19 protein-coding genes are annotated in these 18,048 nt (G+C 59.5%); 8 read left to right on the forward strand and 11 right to left on the reverse strand.

Features of this window, described 5'->3' with window-relative positions; genetic code table 11:
* Nucleotides 1–127: 127 nt before the first annotated feature.
* Both BI292_RS21180 and BI292_RS21185 read right to left on the reverse strand, forming a co-directional pair.
* On the reverse strand, nt 128–1,612 hold the full coding sequence (locus tag BI292_RS21180; protein WP_101209050.1) for a methyl-accepting chemotaxis protein: 1,485 nt from the start codon (nt 1,610–1,612) through the stop codon (nt 128–130).
* A gap of 207 nt (nt 1,613–1,819) precedes the next feature.
* Nucleotides 1,820–2,629 (reverse strand): TatD family hydrolase, encoded by an 810-nt coding sequence (locus BI292_RS21185; protein WP_101209051.1) that lies wholly within the window; start codon nt 2,627–2,629, stop codon nt 1,820–1,822.
* Between the two features lie 234 nt (nt 2,630–2,863).
* Between BI292_RS21185 and BI292_RS21190 the strand changes: the two genes are divergently transcribed.
* From BI292_RS21190 to BI292_RS21200, 3 genes are all read left to right on the forward strand, one after another.
* Nucleotides 2,864–4,285, forward strand: coding sequence for a transglycosylase SLT domain-containing protein (locus tag BI292_RS21190; RefSeq protein WP_101209052.1), 1,422 nt, complete (start codon nt 2,864–2,866; stop codon nt 4,283–4,285).
* Between the two features lie 103 nt (nt 4,286–4,388).
* On the forward strand, nt 4,389–4,823 hold the full coding sequence (locus tag BI292_RS21195; protein ID WP_101209053.1) for a DoxX family protein: 435 nt from the start codon (nt 4,389–4,391) through the stop codon (nt 4,821–4,823).
* Between the two features lie 248 nt (nt 4,824–5,071).
* Nucleotides 5,072–5,380 carry a hypothetical protein gene (locus BI292_RS21200; protein ID WP_101209054.1) on the forward strand — a complete coding sequence of 103 codons (309 nt, stop codon included), beginning with the start codon at nt 5,072–5,074 and terminating at the stop codon, nt 5,378–5,380.
* Between the two features lie 3 nt (nt 5,381–5,383).
* On the opposite strand, the gene BI292_RS21205 is transcribed toward BI292_RS21200, so the two are convergent.
* The 5 genes from BI292_RS21205 to BI292_RS21225 all read right to left on the reverse strand — a co-directional run bounded on the left by BI292_RS21205 (nt 5,384) and on the right by BI292_RS21225 (nt 9,125).
* Nucleotides 5,384–5,746, reverse strand: coding sequence for a response regulator (locus BI292_RS21205; protein ID WP_092279497.1), 363 nt, complete (start codon nt 5,744–5,746; stop codon nt 5,384–5,386).
* Between the two features lie 23 nt (nt 5,747–5,769).
* Nucleotides 5,770–7,209: an ATPase domain-containing protein gene (locus BI292_RS21210; RefSeq protein ID WP_101209055.1), complete on the reverse strand. Its 1,440-nt coding sequence runs from the start codon at nt 7,207–7,209 to the stop codon at nt 5,770–5,772.
* A gap of 237 nt (nt 7,210–7,446) precedes the next feature.
* A complete protein-coding gene (gene arsH, locus BI292_RS21215) occupies nt 7,447–8,160 on the reverse strand; it encodes an arsenical resistance protein ArsH (RefSeq protein ID WP_101209056.1) in 714 nt (237 codons plus the stop codon).
* A gap of 48 nt (nt 8,161–8,208) precedes the next feature.
* The gene (locus tag BI292_RS21220) at nt 8,209–8,679 is read right to left on the reverse strand and encodes an arsenate reductase ArsC (protein ID WP_101209057.1); all 471 of its coding nucleotides are present in this window, start codon (nt 8,677–8,679) and stop codon (nt 8,209–8,211) included.
* 89 nt (nt 8,680–8,768) lie between these two features.
* Nucleotides 8,769–9,125, reverse strand: coding sequence for a metalloregulator ArsR/SmtB family transcription factor (locus BI292_RS21225; protein WP_101209058.1), 357 nt, complete (start codon nt 9,123–9,125; stop codon nt 8,769–8,771).
* A gap of 426 nt (nt 9,126–9,551) precedes the next feature.
* Here BI292_RS21225 and greB point away from each other — a divergent pair, with 426 nt between their 5' ends.
* Complete coding sequence (gene greB / locus BI292_RS21230) at nt 9,552–10,025, forward strand: transcription elongation factor GreB (protein WP_092279507.1); 474 nt, start codon at nt 9,552–9,554, stop codon at nt 10,023–10,025.
* 97 nt (nt 10,026–10,122) lie between these two features.
* Here the strand turns inward: greB and BI292_RS21235 are convergent, their stop codons facing one another.
* Nucleotides 10,123–12,627 (reverse strand): ABC transporter permease, encoded by a 2,505-nt coding sequence (locus tag BI292_RS21235; protein WP_101209059.1) that lies wholly within the window; start codon nt 12,625–12,627, stop codon nt 10,123–10,125.
* The gene (locus BI292_RS21240; protein WP_092279511.1) at nt 12,627–13,310 is read right to left on the reverse strand and encodes an ABC transporter ATP-binding protein; all 684 of its coding nucleotides are present in this window, start codon (nt 13,308–13,310) and stop codon (nt 12,627–12,629) included. The genes BI292_RS21235 and BI292_RS21240 overlap by 1 nt, the downstream gene beginning before the upstream one ends.
* A 10-nt stretch (nt 13,311–13,320) precedes the next feature.
* Between BI292_RS21240 and BI292_RS21245 the strand changes: the two genes are divergently transcribed.
* The 3 genes from BI292_RS21245 (at nt 13,321) to BI292_RS21255 (ending at nt 15,573) form a co-directional block, all read left to right on the forward strand.
* Nucleotides 13,321–13,926 carry an arylesterase gene (locus BI292_RS21245; RefSeq protein ID WP_101209060.1) on the forward strand — a complete coding sequence of 202 codons (606 nt, stop codon included), beginning with the start codon at nt 13,321–13,323 and terminating at the stop codon, nt 13,924–13,926.
* 56 nt (nt 13,927–13,982) lie between these two features.
* Nucleotides 13,983–14,276 carry a hypothetical protein gene (locus BI292_RS21250; RefSeq protein WP_003226812.1) on the forward strand — a complete coding sequence of 98 codons (294 nt, stop codon included), beginning with the start codon at nt 13,983–13,985 and terminating at the stop codon, nt 14,274–14,276.
* A gap of 328 nt (nt 14,277–14,604) precedes the next feature.
* Nucleotides 14,605–15,573, forward strand: a complete 969-nt coding sequence (locus BI292_RS21255; protein WP_092279516.1) for a L,D-transpeptidase family protein — start codon at nt 14,605–14,607, stop codon at nt 15,571–15,573.
* A gap of 136 nt (nt 15,574–15,709) precedes the next feature.
* Here the strand turns inward: BI292_RS21255 and oprI are convergent, their stop codons facing one another.
* A complete protein-coding gene (gene oprI, locus BI292_RS21260; protein WP_002553018.1) occupies nt 15,710–15,961 on the reverse strand; it encodes an outer membrane lipoprotei OprI in 252 nt (83 codons plus the stop codon).
* A gap of 636 nt (nt 15,962–16,597) precedes the next feature.
* On the opposite strand from oprI, the gene BI292_RS21265 reads away from it, so the two are divergent.
* Nucleotides 16,598–16,885, forward strand: a complete 288-nt coding sequence (locus BI292_RS21265; RefSeq protein WP_020800382.1) for a GNAT family N-acetyltransferase — start codon at nt 16,598–16,600, stop codon at nt 16,883–16,885.
* A 78-nt stretch (nt 16,886–16,963) separates the two neighbouring features.
* Here the strand turns inward: BI292_RS21265 and BI292_RS21270 are convergent, their stop codons facing one another.
* Nucleotides 16,964–18,040, reverse strand: a complete 1,077-nt coding sequence (locus BI292_RS21270; RefSeq protein ID WP_092279518.1) for a 3-deoxy-7-phosphoheptulonate synthase — start codon at nt 18,038–18,040, stop codon at nt 16,964–16,966.
* Nucleotides 18,041–18,048 lie beyond the last annotated feature (8 nt).

The raw sequence follows: 18,048 nt of genomic DNA on the forward strand, positions 1-18,048 counted from the left end.
GTGATAGGGTCGATGGGGCAAAACGATGTTGGCTGAGCGGGCGCCATCGCGAGCAAGCTCGCTCCCACAGGGGATTTGCGGCGTTCACATATCCTGTGTGGGAGCGAGCTTGCTCGCGATGAGGCTTTCAGAGCTTCAACTGCCCAATCGCCTTGCTCAATTCCCCGGCCAACGTCGCCAACTCGTTACTGGTATTCGCCGAATCCACGGTCTGCTGCACGGTGTTTTCGGTGACGTCGCGAATGCTCACCACCGAACGATTCATTTCCTCGGCGACATGACTTTGCTGCTCGGCCGCCACGGCGATCTGCGTGTTGCTTTCGCGCATCTGCGCCACGGCGCTGGTGATTTGCGCCAGCGCTGCCCCGGCTTCCTGCGCCTGCTGCACGCAATCGTCAGCCTTGAACGAGCTTTCCTGCATGAAATCCACGGCATCGCGGGTGCCTGCTTGCAACGCGGACACCATCAGCGTGATCTCGTCGGTGGAGGTCTGCACGCGTTTGGCGAGGTTGCGCACTTCATCGGCAACCACCGCAAACCCGCGACCCATTTCCCCGGCGCGCGCCGCTTCGATGGCGGCATTCAGCGCCAACAGGTTGGTCTGCTCGGCGATGCTGTGAATCACCCCGACCACGCCGTTGATCTTCTGACTGTCCTCGGCCAGACGCTGAATCATCTCGGCGGTCTGCTGCACGCCGCTGGACAACCCGGCAATCGATTTCTGTACGCGACTGACCACCTCCTGACCGCTGCCGGCCAGGGTATCGGCGCTTTGCGACAGGTCGCGGGTGGCGCCGGCGTGCTGGGCGATGTGGTACACCGTGGCAGTCATTTCGTTGATGGCGGTCGCGGCTTGATCGGTTTCGCTTTGCTGGCCGAGCATGCCGTGGCGCACTTCATTCATGCTCGACGCCAGCCGCGCCGCGCCGACGTCCAGTTGCCGCGCGGTGTTGGCGACGGTGTTGACCACGCGCTGATAACCGGCCTGCATCGCATTGAACGCATTGGCCATCTGCCCGACTTCATCCTTGCCGGCCAGCGGCACACGGGCCGCCAGGTCGCCGGTTTTCTCGACGTGCAGCATCACGTCTTTTAAGGTGTTGAGCTGGCTGAGCAGGAAGCGAATGAGCAATTGCGAGGCGCCCAGCATCGCCAGCATCAGGATCGCCACCGCCATCGCGTAATTGACGAAGCGCTCGCCGAACACTTGGCTGAGGCTCGGGCCGTAAGCGATGACCGCGACTTGCTGGCCGTCGGCGCGGCTGAGCACTTCGGCGCCCAGCAACGGGTTGTCGCCGAACAGTGGCATTGGATTGATGGCGGCCCAGCCGTTGGCGGTGTCGGTCAGTTCCAGCAGCGGTTGCCCGTTGAGGCGCGGCGCCTGGCCGCGACTGAAGATCAGCACGTTATCCACCTTGGGCAGCGGCTGCCCGGCGGGCCAGGCACCAAGCAGTCGCGCCTGCGCTTGCGCGGACACTTGAGAGGCGTGGCTGCGCGCCTGTTGTTCGAGCTGAACGGCGTACAACACCAACAACAGCGTGGTAACGAAGGCGACCGCATTGACCGCCCAGAATTTATATTTCAGCGAGATGTTGCTAAGCCAGGCACCCATAGGAGGTTTTCTCTGATAGCGGAAACAGCATTGGCAAGGTGCCAGCATTGTGCCGCTATGCAGGTGGCATGGATTTGATGCAGGTCAACAACTGCCGCATTCCCCTGTAGGAGTGAGCCTGCTCGCGAAAGCGGATGCTCAGTCACATCAATGTTTGATGTGCGGACGCTATCGCGAGCAGGCTCACTCCTACATGGGGATTTCGGGTTATTGGGGAATTGCGGGGAGCCGGAAGAACGCTCGTGCGCACGCCGTGGTATGCGCCGCCAGATCTTCCTCGCTCTCTTCACGATGCAACGCCACTTCGCGCAGCACTTCGGTCAGATAAGCCGGCTCATTGCGCCCATTCTTCGGTTTCGGCCGCAGGCTGCGCGGCAGCAGATACGGCGCATCGCTCTCCAGCATCAAGCGCCCACGCTTGATCTCCTTCACCAGCGGATGCAGATGCGTGCCGCGGCGCTCGTCGCAAATCCAGCCGGTTATGCCGATGTGCAAGTCGAGGTCGAGGTAGCTGAACAGCGCTTTTTTCTCGCCCGTGAAGCAATGCACCACGGCGGCCGGCAATTGGTCGCGGTAATCACGGAGAATTTCCAGCAAGCGCTGGCTCGCATCGCGCTCATGCAGGAACACCGGCAATTGCAGGTCGACGGCCATCGCCAGATGCGCTTCGAGGACTTTTTCCTGCTGCGGACGCGGCGAGAAGTCGCGATTGAAATCCAGTCCGCATTCGCCCACCGCGACCACATGCGCTTCCTTGAGCAAACCGCGCAGGCGCTGCTCGCTGTCGGCGTTCCAGTCACTGGCGCTGTGCGGGTGAATGCCCGCGGTGGCGAACAGCTGTTGGCCGCTCTCGTCCAGTCGACGGCACAGCTCCAGTGCCTGCTCGCTGCCGTCGACGCTGGTGCCGGTGAGCACCAATTGGCAGACCCCCGCAGCGTAGGCGCGATCGAGTACAGCTTGGTGTTTGTCGTCGAAACTGGGGTTGGTCAGGTTGACGCCGATATCGATGAGTTGCATGGTGCTACCTCGGACCAAAGGCCGGAAAGCATATCAGAGCTGTAGATTTATAAGAAAAACCAAGAACTACAACAAGTTGAGGCTGTCTCTTGATGCCGCAAGACAGGTTGTGATGGTGAAAATGCCATCATTGCGCCGATCTTCGGTACGTGGCCAGCGCTGCAGGCGCTCTGTTTCTGTCGTTAGATCTCATGAAACCTCATGAGCTCAACCAGTATTCTTTCCGGAGAGTGGATGATACGTCCCTCGGTTTTGCTACTGCTGTGTTGTTCGTTGCTGCTGCCGATGCAGGCGCTCGCGCGTTTGGCTGGCCCGCTGCAAGCCGTGCCGGCGAGCAAGGTCCGTGACCTCGCGGAAATCCGCAGCAGTCGCGTGCTCAAAGTGCTGGTCAATCAGAGCCGCAACAGCTCCGGCGAAGTCCAGGGCCAGGCCATCGGCGTCGAATATCATCGGCTGCGCGCTTTCGAGCAATACCTCAATGGCCACGCGCGCGATGGCCAGGAAATCACCCTCAAAATTATTCCCAAAGCCAAGGATCAACTGCTCGGCGCGTTGCAGCGTGGCGAGGGCGATCTGGTCGCGCCCGGCGAATTGCTCGACGCGCAAGCGGGCCATGCGGTCAGTTCCAGTGCGCCGATTGCCAGTAACGTGCCGCTGATTCTGGTCGGCATCAAAGGCGAGCGCCGATATACACGTCTGGAGCAACTCTCCGGCAAAACCCTGGCATTGCCGACTGGCAGCGCCGCTGGCGATGCGGTCAGTCAGATCAATCAGAAACTCGCGCTGCACAAACTGGCGCCGGTGAAGGTCGAGTGGGTCGACCCGAGCCTGGCGGTCGAGGACGTGCTGGAAATGGTTCAGGGCGGGATTTTTCACCTGACCATCGTCGAGCAGCCGATTGCCGAGCGCTGGGGCAAGATCCTGCCGAAACTGCGCCTCGACCGGCAGGTGCAGATCAGCGAGCCGGGCGAGGAATACTGGTTCGTGCGCCGCGATGCATCGATGCTGCGCGCGAGCATCGACCGCTTCCTGGTCACCTATAAAATGCCCTCGGATCAGGACGTGGCGTTCACGCGGATCTATCGTCGGCTCTATCAAGTCCACTATCCATTGGCCAAGGCTGACCGCCAGCGCCTGGAAAAACTTCGCCCGGTGCTGCAGAAACACGCCGATGCGCAAGGCATGGACTGGCTCAACCTCGCGGCGCTGGCGTTCAAGGAATCGGCGCTGAAACCCGAGGCGCGCAGTGGCAGCGGCCCGACCGGTTTGATGCAGATCACCCCGTCGGCGGCGCAGCGGGTCGGCGTGAACAATATTCAGAACCTCGACGCCAATGTGCAGGCCGGGGCCAAGTACCTGGCGATGATCCGGCGCAAATTCTTTTCCAGCCCCAAACTCAACGAGCGCGAACGCATGGCGTTCGTGCTCGCGGCTTACAACATGGGGCCGGAGCGCGTGCAGGGCATGCGCGCCGAGGCTCGGCGGCGCGGCTTGAACCCCAATCAGTGGTTCTTTCAGGTCGAACGCATTGCCATGGAGCAGGTGGGAATGGGCGCCGTCAGCTATGTTAATAGCGTGAACAAGTATTACTTGGCGTTCGATCGGGAGCGGGAATCGTTGGAGCCTCAAGGGCAAAAAGTCGCCTCACGGAAATGATCGACTAAACTGATTGTTATGGCGGAATATTTGCGCTTTTAACATTCGATTTACCGATTAATATAGCGGCCAACCAACACACACTCACAATGGATGACACAGCATGAGCACTCTGATCAACAAGGTTCTGTTTACCCGCGCTGGCTACGGCCTGACTGTTCTGCGGATCTTCGTCGGCATCATCTTCGCTGCCCACGGTTCGCAGAAACTCTTCGGCTGGTTCGGTGGCTACGGCCTCGCCGGCACCGCGCAGTACATGGAAAGCCTTGGCCTGGCGCCGGGCCACCTGATGGCGATCCTCGCCGGTGGCACCGAGTTCTTCGCTGGCCTGGCGTTGATCATCGGTTTGCTGGTACGTCCTGCGGCACTCGGCCTTACCTTCCTGTCGCTGGTGGCGATCTTCACCGTGCACATCAGCAACGGCCTGTTCATGGCCAACAACGGTTACGAGTTCGCCCTGGCTCTGCTCGGTGGCAGCATTGCCGTGCTGATCGAAGGCGCCGGCAAGCTTTCGGCAGACCGCGCAATCGCCGGCTGACCGCTCTGGCTCAACGAAAAGGCCCGCATTGTGCGGGCCTTTTTTGTTTGGCGTCATTCTTGACACTGCTCGGTCAGTTTCTCTACGATGCCGCTCATGCGCCGATTTAAACAGCTACTTGCGGGGCGCCAGGTGACTCATTCAGTTGCCGATAGAAGCTTGCGTCACGGCTTCGAAATACCGCTAAAGCGCTGGTTCGGTGTTGCCTCTCACCTGCCATGCAGACTTTTGAGGCAGAGACACGACCCATGAATGCACTAAGCCCCGTTGTACGCCCCGCGCCGATCACGGCACATCTCACCCAGCGCAATCCAAAAATCCTGCTTGGCGGCAAACATCAGCCGACGCTTCTGCGTTATCTCGACGGCTGGCCACGGCGCAGCGGCGGACCTGCCGCGTTTCTGATCCAGTTTGTTGAAGACGGCGAATCGCTGGCGCGCTTTGCCAGCGACAGTTTCGATTTGGCGGTGATTCAGTCGCCGAGCCTCGACGACGCGCCGGAAATGATCAAGCAACTGACCCGCGTTGCCCGCCAAGGGCTGATTACTCGGCGCTGACGACTAATCTGCGCCGAGGAGCTTTTTAACCTCGGCAATGATCAGGTCGATGTTGAAGGGCTTCGCCAATACAACATCAAACAAATCCGAGCGCTGCATGCCGATATGTGCCTGAGCGCCGCTCATCAAGATGATTGGCAGATGATTGACTGAGGGCTGGGCTCGCACGGCAGTGGCGAATTCCAGGCCATCCATGACCGGCATCATAAAGTCGGTGATGATCAAGGCTGGCCTTTCTCTGTCCAGCACCTCAAGTCCTTTTCGGCCATTGCTGGCGGTCACCACCATGAACCCTTCATCCTCCAGCGCGAAGCAGAGAATATCAGCGATCAAGTACTCGTCGTCGACGACCAGGATGGTGGTCATGTTAATTCAACCCACGCAAAAGCTTAAGAATTTGAACCCGCAGATGTCTCAGTAGGGACTGGTGGCTCATGTCTTGAAGCCTTTTTCAGGAAAACATCGTGATCTTCAATGACAATCTCAAATCGCGAGGGGTCATAAGAACTATCTCGTACTTTAAGAATGGACAGCGTCCTGCTTAGTTCAGAGTGATTCTCGGAGAAGCGCATCAACATCAGGTTATCGACGATGCTCGACAGGTCAGAGTTGGGTGCGGTGACCTCAGAGCCAAACAAATCGCGCATTTCCCAGGAGGCAAATACGGTCACACCGCGGGATCGCAACTCGTTCATCAACGCGCTGAAGAAATCAGTAATGCGCGCCGGATTGGTCGACACTCGCGTCATACCGCTGAGACTGTCGATGAACAGGCGCTTGATGCCCTTTTCTTCAACGATACTCAGCAGCCGTGCGCCGAGTCCGTCGAGCAATCCTTCAGTCGTCGGCTGCAAGGCGATGGTCAGTGCGCCGCTGTCCTCCATGCCTTTGATATCGATGCCCAAGGACAGGCCTTTGAGCCGTAACCGTTGCGGACTTTCGTAGAAACCAAAATGCAGGCCCGGAGCTTCCACCGTCGATTCGGCGAGGAATTTGAGGCCCAGCGTGGTTTTGCCAATCCCTGACGGGCCGATCACCAGCGTCACACTGGAACTGTGCAGGCCGCCACCCAAAATGCCGTCAAGCGAGCCAATGCCACTGGGAATACGCGTCAAGTCGGAGCTGTCGGGGGCGGAGGGGTGGCTGTAGAGACTTTCCAGGCGTGGGTAAACGACCAAGCCCTGATCGGTAATTTCACACTCATGAAGACCGGTCATTGCGCCGCTGCCACGAGTCTTGCGCAATTGGATGCGCCGGACCGAGCGCGTGCCATAGAGCTCTTCGCCCATCTCGATGACACCATCAACCATGGTGTGCTCAGGGCTGCCGTCGTCGAGGCGCGAGCTGGTGAGAAACAGCACTGTGCAACCCGCGAACGCGGCGTGGCCCTGCAACTCTGAAATGAATTTCTTGGTGTCGATGTGCGAATCGGCTTTGGAGCGCGCATTGAGCAAACCGTCGACCACCATGACTGTGGCTTTCTGGCGGCTGATCTCGCGCCGAAGCAGTTTCACAACCTCATCCAGACCTTCGTTTTCCAGCGTGTCGAATGCGCTGACAAACTGAATTTCGGCGCCGACTTTGGACGAGTCGAAAAAGCTCAGGGTCGAAAGAAACTGGAAAAGACGGTCGTGTGACTCGGCCAGCAGCGTGGCGACCAGAACCCGGCCGCCATTGTTCGCATGATGGAACCCGAGCTGGTTCGCGAGGATCGTTTTGCCAGACCCCGGGCGCCCCTGAATTATGTACGAAGCGCCCGCGACCAGCCCTCCTTTGAGCAGAGCGTCGAGCCCTTCTATTCCACTTTGGAGGCGTTTTAGCTTTTCCACAATGCGACCCTGATCTGAAAAACAGGCTGTTTAAGCCGAATGGACGGAATGCTAACGCCATTTTCGTTTTGGAGCCATTCACGCCTGGCTCATTGATGGCCAATCGAGCAGTTAATCCCGGTCCCAGGCCGACTTTTACTCGGACTTCGTACCGCTATCGGTTTGCTCAAATCAGCCTTCCTTGCAGATGACCTCCCAATCCTGCAGTGATTCAAATGCAGGACCAAAAATGTGCGGTTAAATCGAGCGCTGGTTGACACGCAGGGACAATTCTTCGGCGGACTCTTTTCGCTCGGAGTAACGATCAACCAGATAGTCCTGACGATCGCGCAGCAGCAGTGTGAACTTCACCAGTTCTTCCATCACGTCTACCAGTCGGTCGTAGTAGGCGGACGGCTTCATCCGGCCGGCGTCATCGAATTCAGTGAACGCCTTGGCCACCGACGATTGGTTCGGGATGGTGAACATGCGCATCCACCGACCCAGTATCCGCAGTTGGTTGACCACGTTGAAAGACTGCGAACCGCCGCACACTTGCATCACGGCCAGGGTCTTTCCTTGCGTGGGTCGTACAGCACCCATCGCCAGCGGAACCCAGTCGATCTGGGCCTTGAACACTGCGCTCATGGCGCCATGGCGCTCAGGGGAACACCACACCTGGCCTTCAGACCAGAGCATGAGTTCGCGCAACTCCGCAACTTTGGGATGGGTCTGCGGCGCATCGTCCGGCAGCGGCAAACCCGAGGGGTCGAAGATCTTGCTTTCGGCGCCAAACTCTTCCAGCAGGCGGGCGGCTTCCTGAGTCACTAAGCGGCTGAAAGAGCGTTCTCGCGTCGAGCCATACAGCAGCAGAATGCGTGGCTTATGGAGTGACGGCGTGCGCGGCTCCAGTTGCTCCAGCGAAGGATGGTCGATCAGGTCGGCGTGTACGTTGGGCAATGTGTCGTGCATATAAACTCCTGCGGCGGCGCCGGGGCAGGGCGCCGCCTCGGTTGATCTTTAAAGCGAACCGATCCGGTCCAGTTCAGTTTTGAGCCGGTCGGCGCTCATGTTCTCCAGCGGTAGCGCAAAAAAGGCGCTCGCGCGTTCGCGAATCTTGCCGAGGGTGGCTTCAAACGCTGCGCTGATCTCGGCGTCTGAACCGGTGACTGCCGACGGATCGGCCAGGCCCCAATGCGCCTTCAAGGCTGGCCCGAAAAAGATCGGGCATGCTTCACCTGCAGCCCGATCACAGACGGTAATGACAATGTCCGGAGGCGAGCCTGCAAACGCGTCCGACGCCTTGCTGCTCAACCCCGTGGTGGAAACGCCCGCCGCTTCCAGCGTTTGTAATGCGCGCTGGTTTACTCGACCACTGGGAAAACTTCCCGAGCTGACCGCTTCTACGCCGTCAGGCGCCAAGTGGTTGAACAGCGCTTCGGACAGAATGCTGCGGCAGCTGTTGTGGGTGCACATGAACAAGACTTTCATCAGCAGATTCCCTGATTCAGAAATTGAGGCGCAATGCCGGGGCGCGCAGGCTGGCAATCAGCCTTTGATTAACCCGGTTCGGACGTGAATCAGCTGCACATCGCCTGATTGACAGGACGGTCGTTCATGCAGCACAGGCGTTTCGTCTCGGTTTCCAGCCACTGCTGATTGGCGTCTACGACGTCTTTCAACACCGCGGTCACCCACGCCGGCATATCGGGATTCAGTCGGTAGTAAACCCACTGGCCCTGGCGACGATCCATCAGCAAACCGGAAGAGCGCAGCAGTGCCAAATGACGTGAAATCTTTGGCTGACTCAGGTCGAGTGCCGCCGTCAGCTCGCACACGCAGAGCTCGCCTTCACTGACGACGAGCAGCGTAATTTTGGCGCGGGTGTCGTCTGCCAGGCACTTGAACAAGGTGGTGGGGTTCATGGGCTCTGTCACGGGTCCTCCTGATGTTCGGTCTCAAACCAAATAGAGAGCTTGATGCGCTTGTGGATCTCATGGCGCGTTTGGCGGACCGCAATCGCTGAAGCACTTGATAGCAAGGCCTGTGGTTGACCCAGACGCATACGAAAAACCGAATATACGTTTTGGCGAATATTCGGTAAAGCGAATATCAACCTCACCCTGCGCTGGGCGTTTGTTGTCAAAGCGCTGGACGAGCGTGTTCAAGGATTGGGTTTCGAAATGACTATCCAGGCAACCTGTGCACGGAGCGGCTAGGCGGGGCGCCTCTTGTACGGAAACTATCGAGCGAAGAATAATTATCTGGATAGAGACGACGGCGCCGTGTATTGCTACGTCCATAGGCTGGTTGCACGCGGCAGAGCGCTGCTCGCCAGTGAATGATTGAGAGGCGGGGCATTTGTGAGTACGAACATCATTACCGTTGAGGGCCATGAAGCCCTGAAGCAAGAGCTGGATTACCTGTGGAGAGAAAAACGCCCTGATACCACCAGAAAGGTTACGTGGGCGGCGTCTTTAGGCGATCGAAGCGAGAATGCCGACTATCAATACAACAAAAAACTTCTGCGAGAAATTGACCGTCGGGTGAGGTATCTGCGCAAGCGTCTCGAAGACGTTCGGGTTGTTCACTACTCTCCGGAACAAGAGGGGCATGTGTTTTTTGGCGCTTGGGTGGAGGTTGAAAACGAGGCAGGCGAGATCAAGAAATTCAGAATCGTTGGATATGACGAGATCTATGGTCGCAACGATTACATTTCGATTGATTCACCGATGGCGCGCGCACTGTTGAAGAAGCAGGAAGGTGATGAGGCGGTTGTGCAGACGCCCACCGGAGAAATTCTCTGGTGGATCAACCAGGTGACATACGTCAAATAGCTCGTAGCAAACAATTCGGCGGGCCTCCGCGCTGCACTTTTCAAGGTGAAGCGCGGTGCCGGTTCATGCCGACTTTTGGGCTGCGTGCCAGAACCTGTCAGCCCTCGCGCAAGACTGTCAGGGGGCTGGCGTTCAGCGCGCGGCGCGTGCCGAACACACCGGCGCCACCGATCAGCACTGCGCCAATCAACGGCAACACCAGCAGCCACGGATGCGGCTGCCACGGCAGGTCGAAGGCGTAGCGGTAAAGCACCAGACTCACCACTTCCGAACCGATCGCCGCGAGCAAACCACTGACCGCGCCGAGCAGGCCGAACTCGATCCGCCGCGCCTTGACCAGCAGTTTGCGTTCAGCGCCCAAGGCTCGCAGCAACGCGCCTTGGCGAATCCGCTCATCCAGGGTGGCCTGCAAACCGGAGAACAGCACCGCCATCCCCGCCGCCAAGACGAACAACAACACGTATTCCACCGCCAGCGTGACTTGCGCGAGGATGCTGCGCAGCTGCTCCAGCAAAGCTTCCACCTGCAAAATGGTGACTGCCGGGAACGCCCGGGACAGGTCGACAATCTGCTGATCGTGACCGGCCGCCAGATAGAAACTGGTGAGGTACGTCGCGGGCAAGTCCTTCAAGGTGCCGGGCTGGAAGATCATGAAGAAGTTCGGCTGGAAATTGTCCCAGTTGATGTCGCGCAGGCTGGTAACTTTCGCTTCGCGATTGACCCCGCCAACGGTGAACACCATGTGATCGCCGAGTTTGAGTTTCAGGCTCTCGGCGACTTTGCCTTCGACCGACACTCCCGGAACCTCGTCCGGCGTCTGTTCGCTCCACCAGCTGCCCGAAGTGAGCTTGTTGCCCGCCGGCAGGTCCGCCGCCCAGGTCAGGCTCAAGTCACGCTGGATCGCCCGGTCACCGGCCGAATCCTTGCTGACGATGTCCTGCACCGCTTCGCCGTTGATGCTGATCAAGCGACCGGGAACCACCGGATACAGCGGCGCCGACTGCGCCGACAATTCGACCAGGCGATCGGTAAAGGCTTGCTTCTCCGCCGGCAGGATGTTCAACGCAAAATAATTCGGGGCGTTTTTCGGTAACTGGTTCTGCCAAGTATCGAGCAGCTCGCCACGGAGCAGGGCGATCAACGCCATCGACAGCAGAATCAAACCAAACGCCAGCGCTTGGCCAGCCGCCGCCAGTGGATGGCGCAGCAATTGGCCCAGGCCCAGGCGCCACGGCAGCGAAGCGCGGGCCAACATCCGGCGCAGGCTTTTCAATAGCAACAGCAGCAACCCGCCGAGGACCACAGCAGCGACTACGCCACCGCCGAGCAGGGCAAAAGTCAGCACCAGATCCAGACTCAGGCGCCACATGATCAAGCCGAGTGCGCCGAGTGCTGCGCCGTAGACCATCCAGGTGCTGGATGGAATCGGCAACATGTCGCGGCGCAATACACGTAATGGTGGCACCCGGCCGAGTGCGGCCAGCGGCGGCAGGGCAAAACCGGCGAGTGCCACCAGCCCGGTGCCGATCCCGGCTACCGCCGGCAGCAAGCCGCCCGGTGGCACGTCGGTTGGCAGCAAGTCGTGCAATAAGGCGAACAGCCCGAGTTGCGCCAGCCAACCGATCAGGGCGCCGCTGAGACTCGCGAGCAGACCCAGCACGGTCAACTGCAAACTGAACAGCACCATGGTTTCCCGGCGTGACAAACCCAGGCATCGCAGCAGGGCGCTGGCGTCGAAACGACGGGTGGCGAAGCGCGTTGCCGACAGCGCAACCGCGACGCCGGACAACAACACCGCGACCAGACTGGCCATGTTCAAATAGCGTTCGGCTTTGCCCAACGCGCCACCGATCTGTCGGTTGCCGTCGCGGGCATCCTGCAGGCGTTGGTTGGGGGCGAGGCCGGGTTTGACCAGTTGCCGATAGGTTTCCAGCGCCTCAGCTTTGCCGCGCCAGAGCTCGCGGTAGCTGACCCGGCTTCCGGGTTGCACCACGCCAGTCGCCGTGAGGTCGCTGAGGTTGATCAATACGCGTGGGGTCAGGCTGTAGAAATTGCCGGCGCGGTCGGGCTCGTAAGTCAGCACACGCGCCAGTTTCAAGGTTTTCATGCCGACGTCGATGCTGTCGCCGATCTTCAGGTCCAGCGCCGTCAGCAGTCGCGCCTCGACCCAGGCTTCGCCGGATTTCGGCCCGCCGCCGGATTCTTCGGCAGCGAAGGGCGCCGGGGCGCTTTTCAGTTCGCCACGCAGGGGATAAACGTCGTCGGCAGCTTTGATGCTCGACAGTTGAATGCCGTTGTCGGTGGCGATGACGCTGGAAAACTCCACCACCTGAGCATGTTCCAAGCCCAGCTCGGTGCCGCTGCGGATTTGCTCCGGTCGCGCTGGCGAGCTGCCTTCGAGCAGCAGGTCGGCGCCGAGAAATTCGGTGGCGCGCAGCAGCATCGCGCCATTCAGGCGCGCGCCGAAATAACCGATGGCGGTACTCGCCGCCACGGCTACCAGCAATGCAAAGAACAATACCCGCAGCTCACCGGCGCGGGCGTCGCGCAGCAGTTGGCGGATGGCGAGGCTGAACAGGCGCAATAGCGGCAGGCGTGCCATCAAGGCTCCAGAGGGGCGACCAGCAGGCCGGCTTCAAGGCGGATCAGGCGCCGGCAACGATGTGCCAGGCGTTCGTCGTGAGTGACCAGCACCAGCGTCGTGCCGCGTTCCTTGTTCAATTCGAACAACAGATCGCTGATGCGCTCGCCGGTGTGGCTGTCGAGGTTGCCGGTCGGTTCGTCGGCGAACAACACGTCGGGTTCGGCGGCAAATGCCCGGGCGATCGCCACGCGTTGCTGTTCGCCGCCGGAGAGTTGGCGTGGCGAATGGGTCAGGCGCTGGCCGAGGCCGACGCGTTCGAGCAATTGCGTGGCGCGTTGCCGGGCGTCTTTGCGGCCATCGAGCTCCAGCGGCAGCATCACGTTTTCCAGCGCATTCAGGCTGTCGAGCAACTGGAACGACTGAAACACAAACCCGACGTGTTCGGCACGAATGCGCGCGCGTTGGTCTTCATCGAGATTGCTCAGCGCCTGCCCGGCCAGCGTGACTTCGCCACTGCTCGGCAGGTCGAGGCCGGCGAGCAAGCCGAGAAGGGTGGATTTACCGGAACCGGAGGCGCCGACGATGGCCAAACTGTCGCCCTTGTTCAGTTCCAGGCTGAGTTCGTGCAGGATAGTCAGTTCACCTTCCGCGCTGGGAACCACTTTGCTGAGGTTCTTCGCGGTGAGAATGCTTGCGCCCATGGAGAATCCGATGCGAGTGTGGTTTTTGAGTGCTGGCCTGGCCTTGATGTGCATGGCCCAGAACGCAGCGGCGGGTACAGTCCTGATCGTTGGCGATAGTATCAGCGCCGGTTTCGGACTGGATACCCGCTTGGGGTGGGTATCGCTGCTTGAGCAACGGCTCAAGCGCGAAGGTTTCGACGATAAAGTGATCAATGCCTCGATCAGCGGCGACACCAGTGCCGGAGGCCAGGCACGCCTGCCGGCGCTGCTTGCAGAGCATAAACCGGAGCTGGTCATCCTCGAATTGGGGGGCAACGATGGCTTGCGCGGGATGCTTCCAACGCAATTGCAACAAAACCTTGCGGCGATGATCGACAGCTCTCGGGCCAGCGGCGCCAAAGTCCTGCTGCTGGGCATGCAATTGCCGCCCAACTATGGCAAACGCTACACCGAGCAGTTCGCGCAGGTCTACGGCACGCTGGCGGAGGAGAAAAAAATCCCCCTCGTCCCGTTTTTCCTCGACGGCGTCGGCGGTCACCCGGACCTGATGCAAGCCGATGGCCTGCACCCGGCTGCGGCGGCTCAGGACAAGTTGCTGGAAAATGTCTGGCCGACGCTGAAACCGCTGCTTTGACGCTTTTCTAGTGACGGTGTTTCGGCTAAGGTGGCGCCCCCGATTTGGAGCCCCCGATGCCGCGTCCTGCCTGGTCCCTTTTTGCCTACCAACTGATCGAGCCTGACGAACAGCTGGATCTGTTCGCCTGCCAGGAAGTGCGGGTGCATCTGGTGACGCGTCAGCTGGAACTCGGCGGCTCGGCAGATCGGACGTTGTGCGGCAGCCTGCTGCCGGCGCAACCGCGCTGGTCGAGCGTGGATCGCCGAGTGTTTCAGGATCAGCGGCTGTGCTCGCTGTGCCGGGCGATCCTCGAATCGCAGAAGCGCGGCACCTCGCCGATCTGGCCTGAGCTGCGTTTCGAGCTGTAATCGTCTATCCAACCTTAAAGTTTCACCCCACCCCTGTGGCGAGGGGGCTTGCCCCCGTCGGGGTGCGAAGCGCCCCTCAAAAACAGTCGCCGCGACTCTTGGTCAGTAATGTCGTGTTCGGATTACGACTGCTTCGCAGTCGAACCGGGGCAAGCCCCCTCGCCACAGTGGCTCGCTTGCCACAGGGTTTCTGTGGGTGCGGGCTTCACTCGCGCAAGCCGAAAAAACGTCATGCATCGCCTGCCACGCCGCCGGGCTCCCCGAATTCCGGGAGGCCAGTGTACAATCCGTTTTTTACCCCAAGTCGACCACGCGAAGGATTTTCCGGATGTTGCCGCGCTTTCCTGCTGTCACCCGCTGCCTGACCCTTGCCGCCCTGTGTGTGGCCGGTCCGGTTTCAGCATTAGAGTTGCCTCTGCCACCGCCCGGTGAAGACATCATCGGTCAGGTGCAGGTGATCAAGGCCAAATACGAAGACACCTTCGCCGACCTTGGCACTACCTACGACCTCGGCTATTCGGAAATGGTCGCGGCCAACCCGGGCGTCGATGCCTGGTTGCCGGGCGCCGGCACCGAAATCGTCCTGCCGACCCGCTTCATCCTGCCGCCGGGCCCGCGCGAAGGCATCGTCATCAACCTCGCTGAATACCGCCTCTACTACTTCCCGAAAGGCCGGGACGTGGTTTACACCTTCCCGTTGGGGATCGGTCGTGAGGGCTGGGGTTCGCCGATTGCCCACACCACCATCACTGCAAAAACACCGAACCCGACCTGGACCCCTCCAGCCTCGATCAAGGCTGAGCACTTGGCCGACGGCGACCCGTTGCCGAATGTGGTGCCGGCCGGTCCTGACAACCCGCTGGGCCCGTTCAAGTTCAACCTCGGCACGCCGGGCTACCTGATTCACGGTTCGAACAAGAAGTTCGGCATTGGCATGCGCACCAGTCACGGCTGCTTCCGCATGTTCAACAACAACGTGCTGGAAATGGCCGGCATGGTGCCGGTCGGTACGTCGGTGCGGATCATCAACGACCCGTACAAGTTTGGCGTCAGCGGCGGCAAGGTTTACCTCGAAGCGCACACCCCGCTCGACGACAACGGCAACCCGTCGGTGGTCGACAAGCACACCGCGGTGATCAACGCGATGCTCAAGCGTGAAGACATCACCAACAACTTGCGCATGAACTGGGATGTGGTGCGTGACGTGGTGGCTGCCGAAGACGGCCTGCCCGTCGAGATCGCCGTGCCGAATGGCGCTGCTCCGATGGTGTCGAGCGCGCCGGTCGAACTGCAGTAAAACCTGCGCAGCACGAAGACAATCAACCCGCCGACGCTGGCCGCGTCGGCGGGTTTTTTATCGCCGGGGATAAATTCCGGGCATAAAAAAAGCCGACCCAAAAATGGGTCGGCTTGATAACAACCCCGAAGGATTATTACTTGCGGCTAGCTTTGTCCAGCATGCGCAGAGCACGCTCGTTAGCTTCGTCAGCAGTCTGTTGTGCTTTTTGAGCAGCAGCCAGAGCTTCATCAGCTTTACGGTAAGCTTCGTCTGCACGAGCTTGGGAGCGAGCAGCTGCGTCTTCAGTAGCGGTCAGACGTGCTTCGGTTTCTTTCGATACGCTGCTGCAACCGGTAGCCAGAACTGCGGCCAGAGCCAGCGCAGAGAATTTCAGAACGTTGTTCATCGTGTTCCCCTTCAAGGACTTTCTATTAAGTAGCTGTCTCCTCAGAGTGAGGAAATAGCCGGCGTACATACTACCCATTACTTGTCGTAAGTAAACTGACGTAAAGCAAGAAGCAAAAAAATTGTAGGCGTTGATTCTTTTTCGAGCAACTTTTAACTGCGCTGTATAAAAAATATCCAGCTGCAAGCCCCGAGATGAGCGAGCTGCGGGCAAAAAGTTCCCTGAGCGCAAAGGCTGATTTCAATTCGTTGTTAAAGTCTGACTAGATGCTTTCGTCTACACTTCTGTTCGGATTTTGCGTAGCACCTCACATATCTTTCTGCATGTTGAGGTGACTTTAACAACGGTGGCTCGTCTTAAGTCTCAATATCCGGCAATGTTCAGGCTTGAACCCGGGAAGATCCCCGCTCGAGCCGTCCCTGCATCACCCGGAGCAGCACCCGCCACCCCACGTCAAGACGAGCGCACCTTGAGCATTTTCGCCAATGGTGCCTACTATTTGATAGTGCCCAGGTAGCGCGAGATCGGTGCGGCTCTTCTCGGTGTCCATTCAGGCACAGGGTGGCGTAGATGTTCCTTCGCCGGAAAAACATCGGTAAGGTAGGGGTCAGAATTCAAGACCCGCGAGGAGTAGTGATGAGCGAGGCGTTGTCCATCCACCATGACCAGGCTGGTCATCAGTTCGAGACCAATGTGGACGGTCATCGTGCCTACCTGACCTATATGGATCTGGGGAAACAGACCCTGGATATTTACCGCACCTTCGTGCCCAACGCATTGCGTGGCCGTGGCATTGCGGCGGCATTGACCGAGCAGGCGCTGCAGTACGCCGAAGAAATGGGCTACACGGTGATTCCATCGTGCTCCTACGTCGAGCGCTACATGGAACGCCACCAGCGGCACGCGGCGAAACTGAGCCAGTAAACGCGAGACATAAAAAAACGCCGGGTTTTCAGCCCGGCGTTTTTTTTGTGCCCTATTTCTCGTGCCAGAAGACGTTGATCAGCCGCGATCACGTTTCGGCAGCACATCCTTGAGCTTGGCATGCATGCTGCGCAAGGTGTTTTCGGTGGCGGCCCAATCGATGCAGGCATCGGTGATCGACACGCCGTATTGCAGATCGGCGAGGTCTTTCGGGATCGCCTGGCAGCCCCAGTTCAAGTGGCTTTCGACCATCAGGCCGATGATCGACTGGTTGCCTTCGAGGATCTGGTTGGCAACGTTCTCCATCACCAGCGGTTGCAGGGCCGGGTCCTTGTTGGAGTTGGCGTGGCTGCAATCGACCATGATGTTCGGCTTGATCTTGGCTTTGTTCAGCGCTTGCTCGCAGAGCGCGACGCTGACCGAATCGTAGTTCGGCTTGCCGTTGCCGCCGCGCAAGACCACGTGACCGTAGGCATTGCCCTTGGTGGTGACGATCGACACGCCACCTTCCTGGTTGATGCCGAGGAAACGGTGCGGGCTCGACACCGATTGCAGCGCGTTGATCGCTACCGTCAGGCCGCCGTCGGTGCCGTTCTTGAAGCCGACCGCCGAGGACAGGCCCGAAGCCATTTCACGGTGAGTCTGCGATTCGGTGGTGCGCGCGCCGATCGCCGACCAACTGATCAAATCCTGCAGATATTGCGGGGAGATCGGGTCCAGCGCTTCGGTGGCGGTTGGCAAGCCCATCTCGGCCAGGTCCAGCAACAACTGGCGACCGATGTGCAAACCATCCTGAATCTTGAACGAGTCGTCGAGGTACGGATCGTTGATCAGACCTTTCCAGCCGACGGTGGTACGTGGCTTCTCGAAATACACGCGCATGACCAGATACAGCGTATCCGAGACTTCGGCAGCCAAAGTCTTCAGGCGCTCGGCGTATTCGTGGGCAGCCTTGATGTCGTGGATCGAGCAAGGCCCGATCACCACAAACAGACGGTGGTCGGTGCCATCAAGAATGTTGCGAATGACTTCGCGGCCCTTGGTCACGGTGCGCAGGGCAGCGTCGCTCAAAGGGATATCACGCTTGAGCTGATCCGGAGTGATCAGGGTTTCGTTGGAAGCGACGTTTAGGTCGTTGATCGGTAAATCAGCCATCGTTTACT

This window comes from Pseudomonas sp. 43NM1, from assembly GCF_002836905.1.
GTDB lineage: Bacteria > Pseudomonadota > Gammaproteobacteria > Pseudomonadales > Pseudomonadaceae > Aquipseudomonas > Aquipseudomonas prosekii.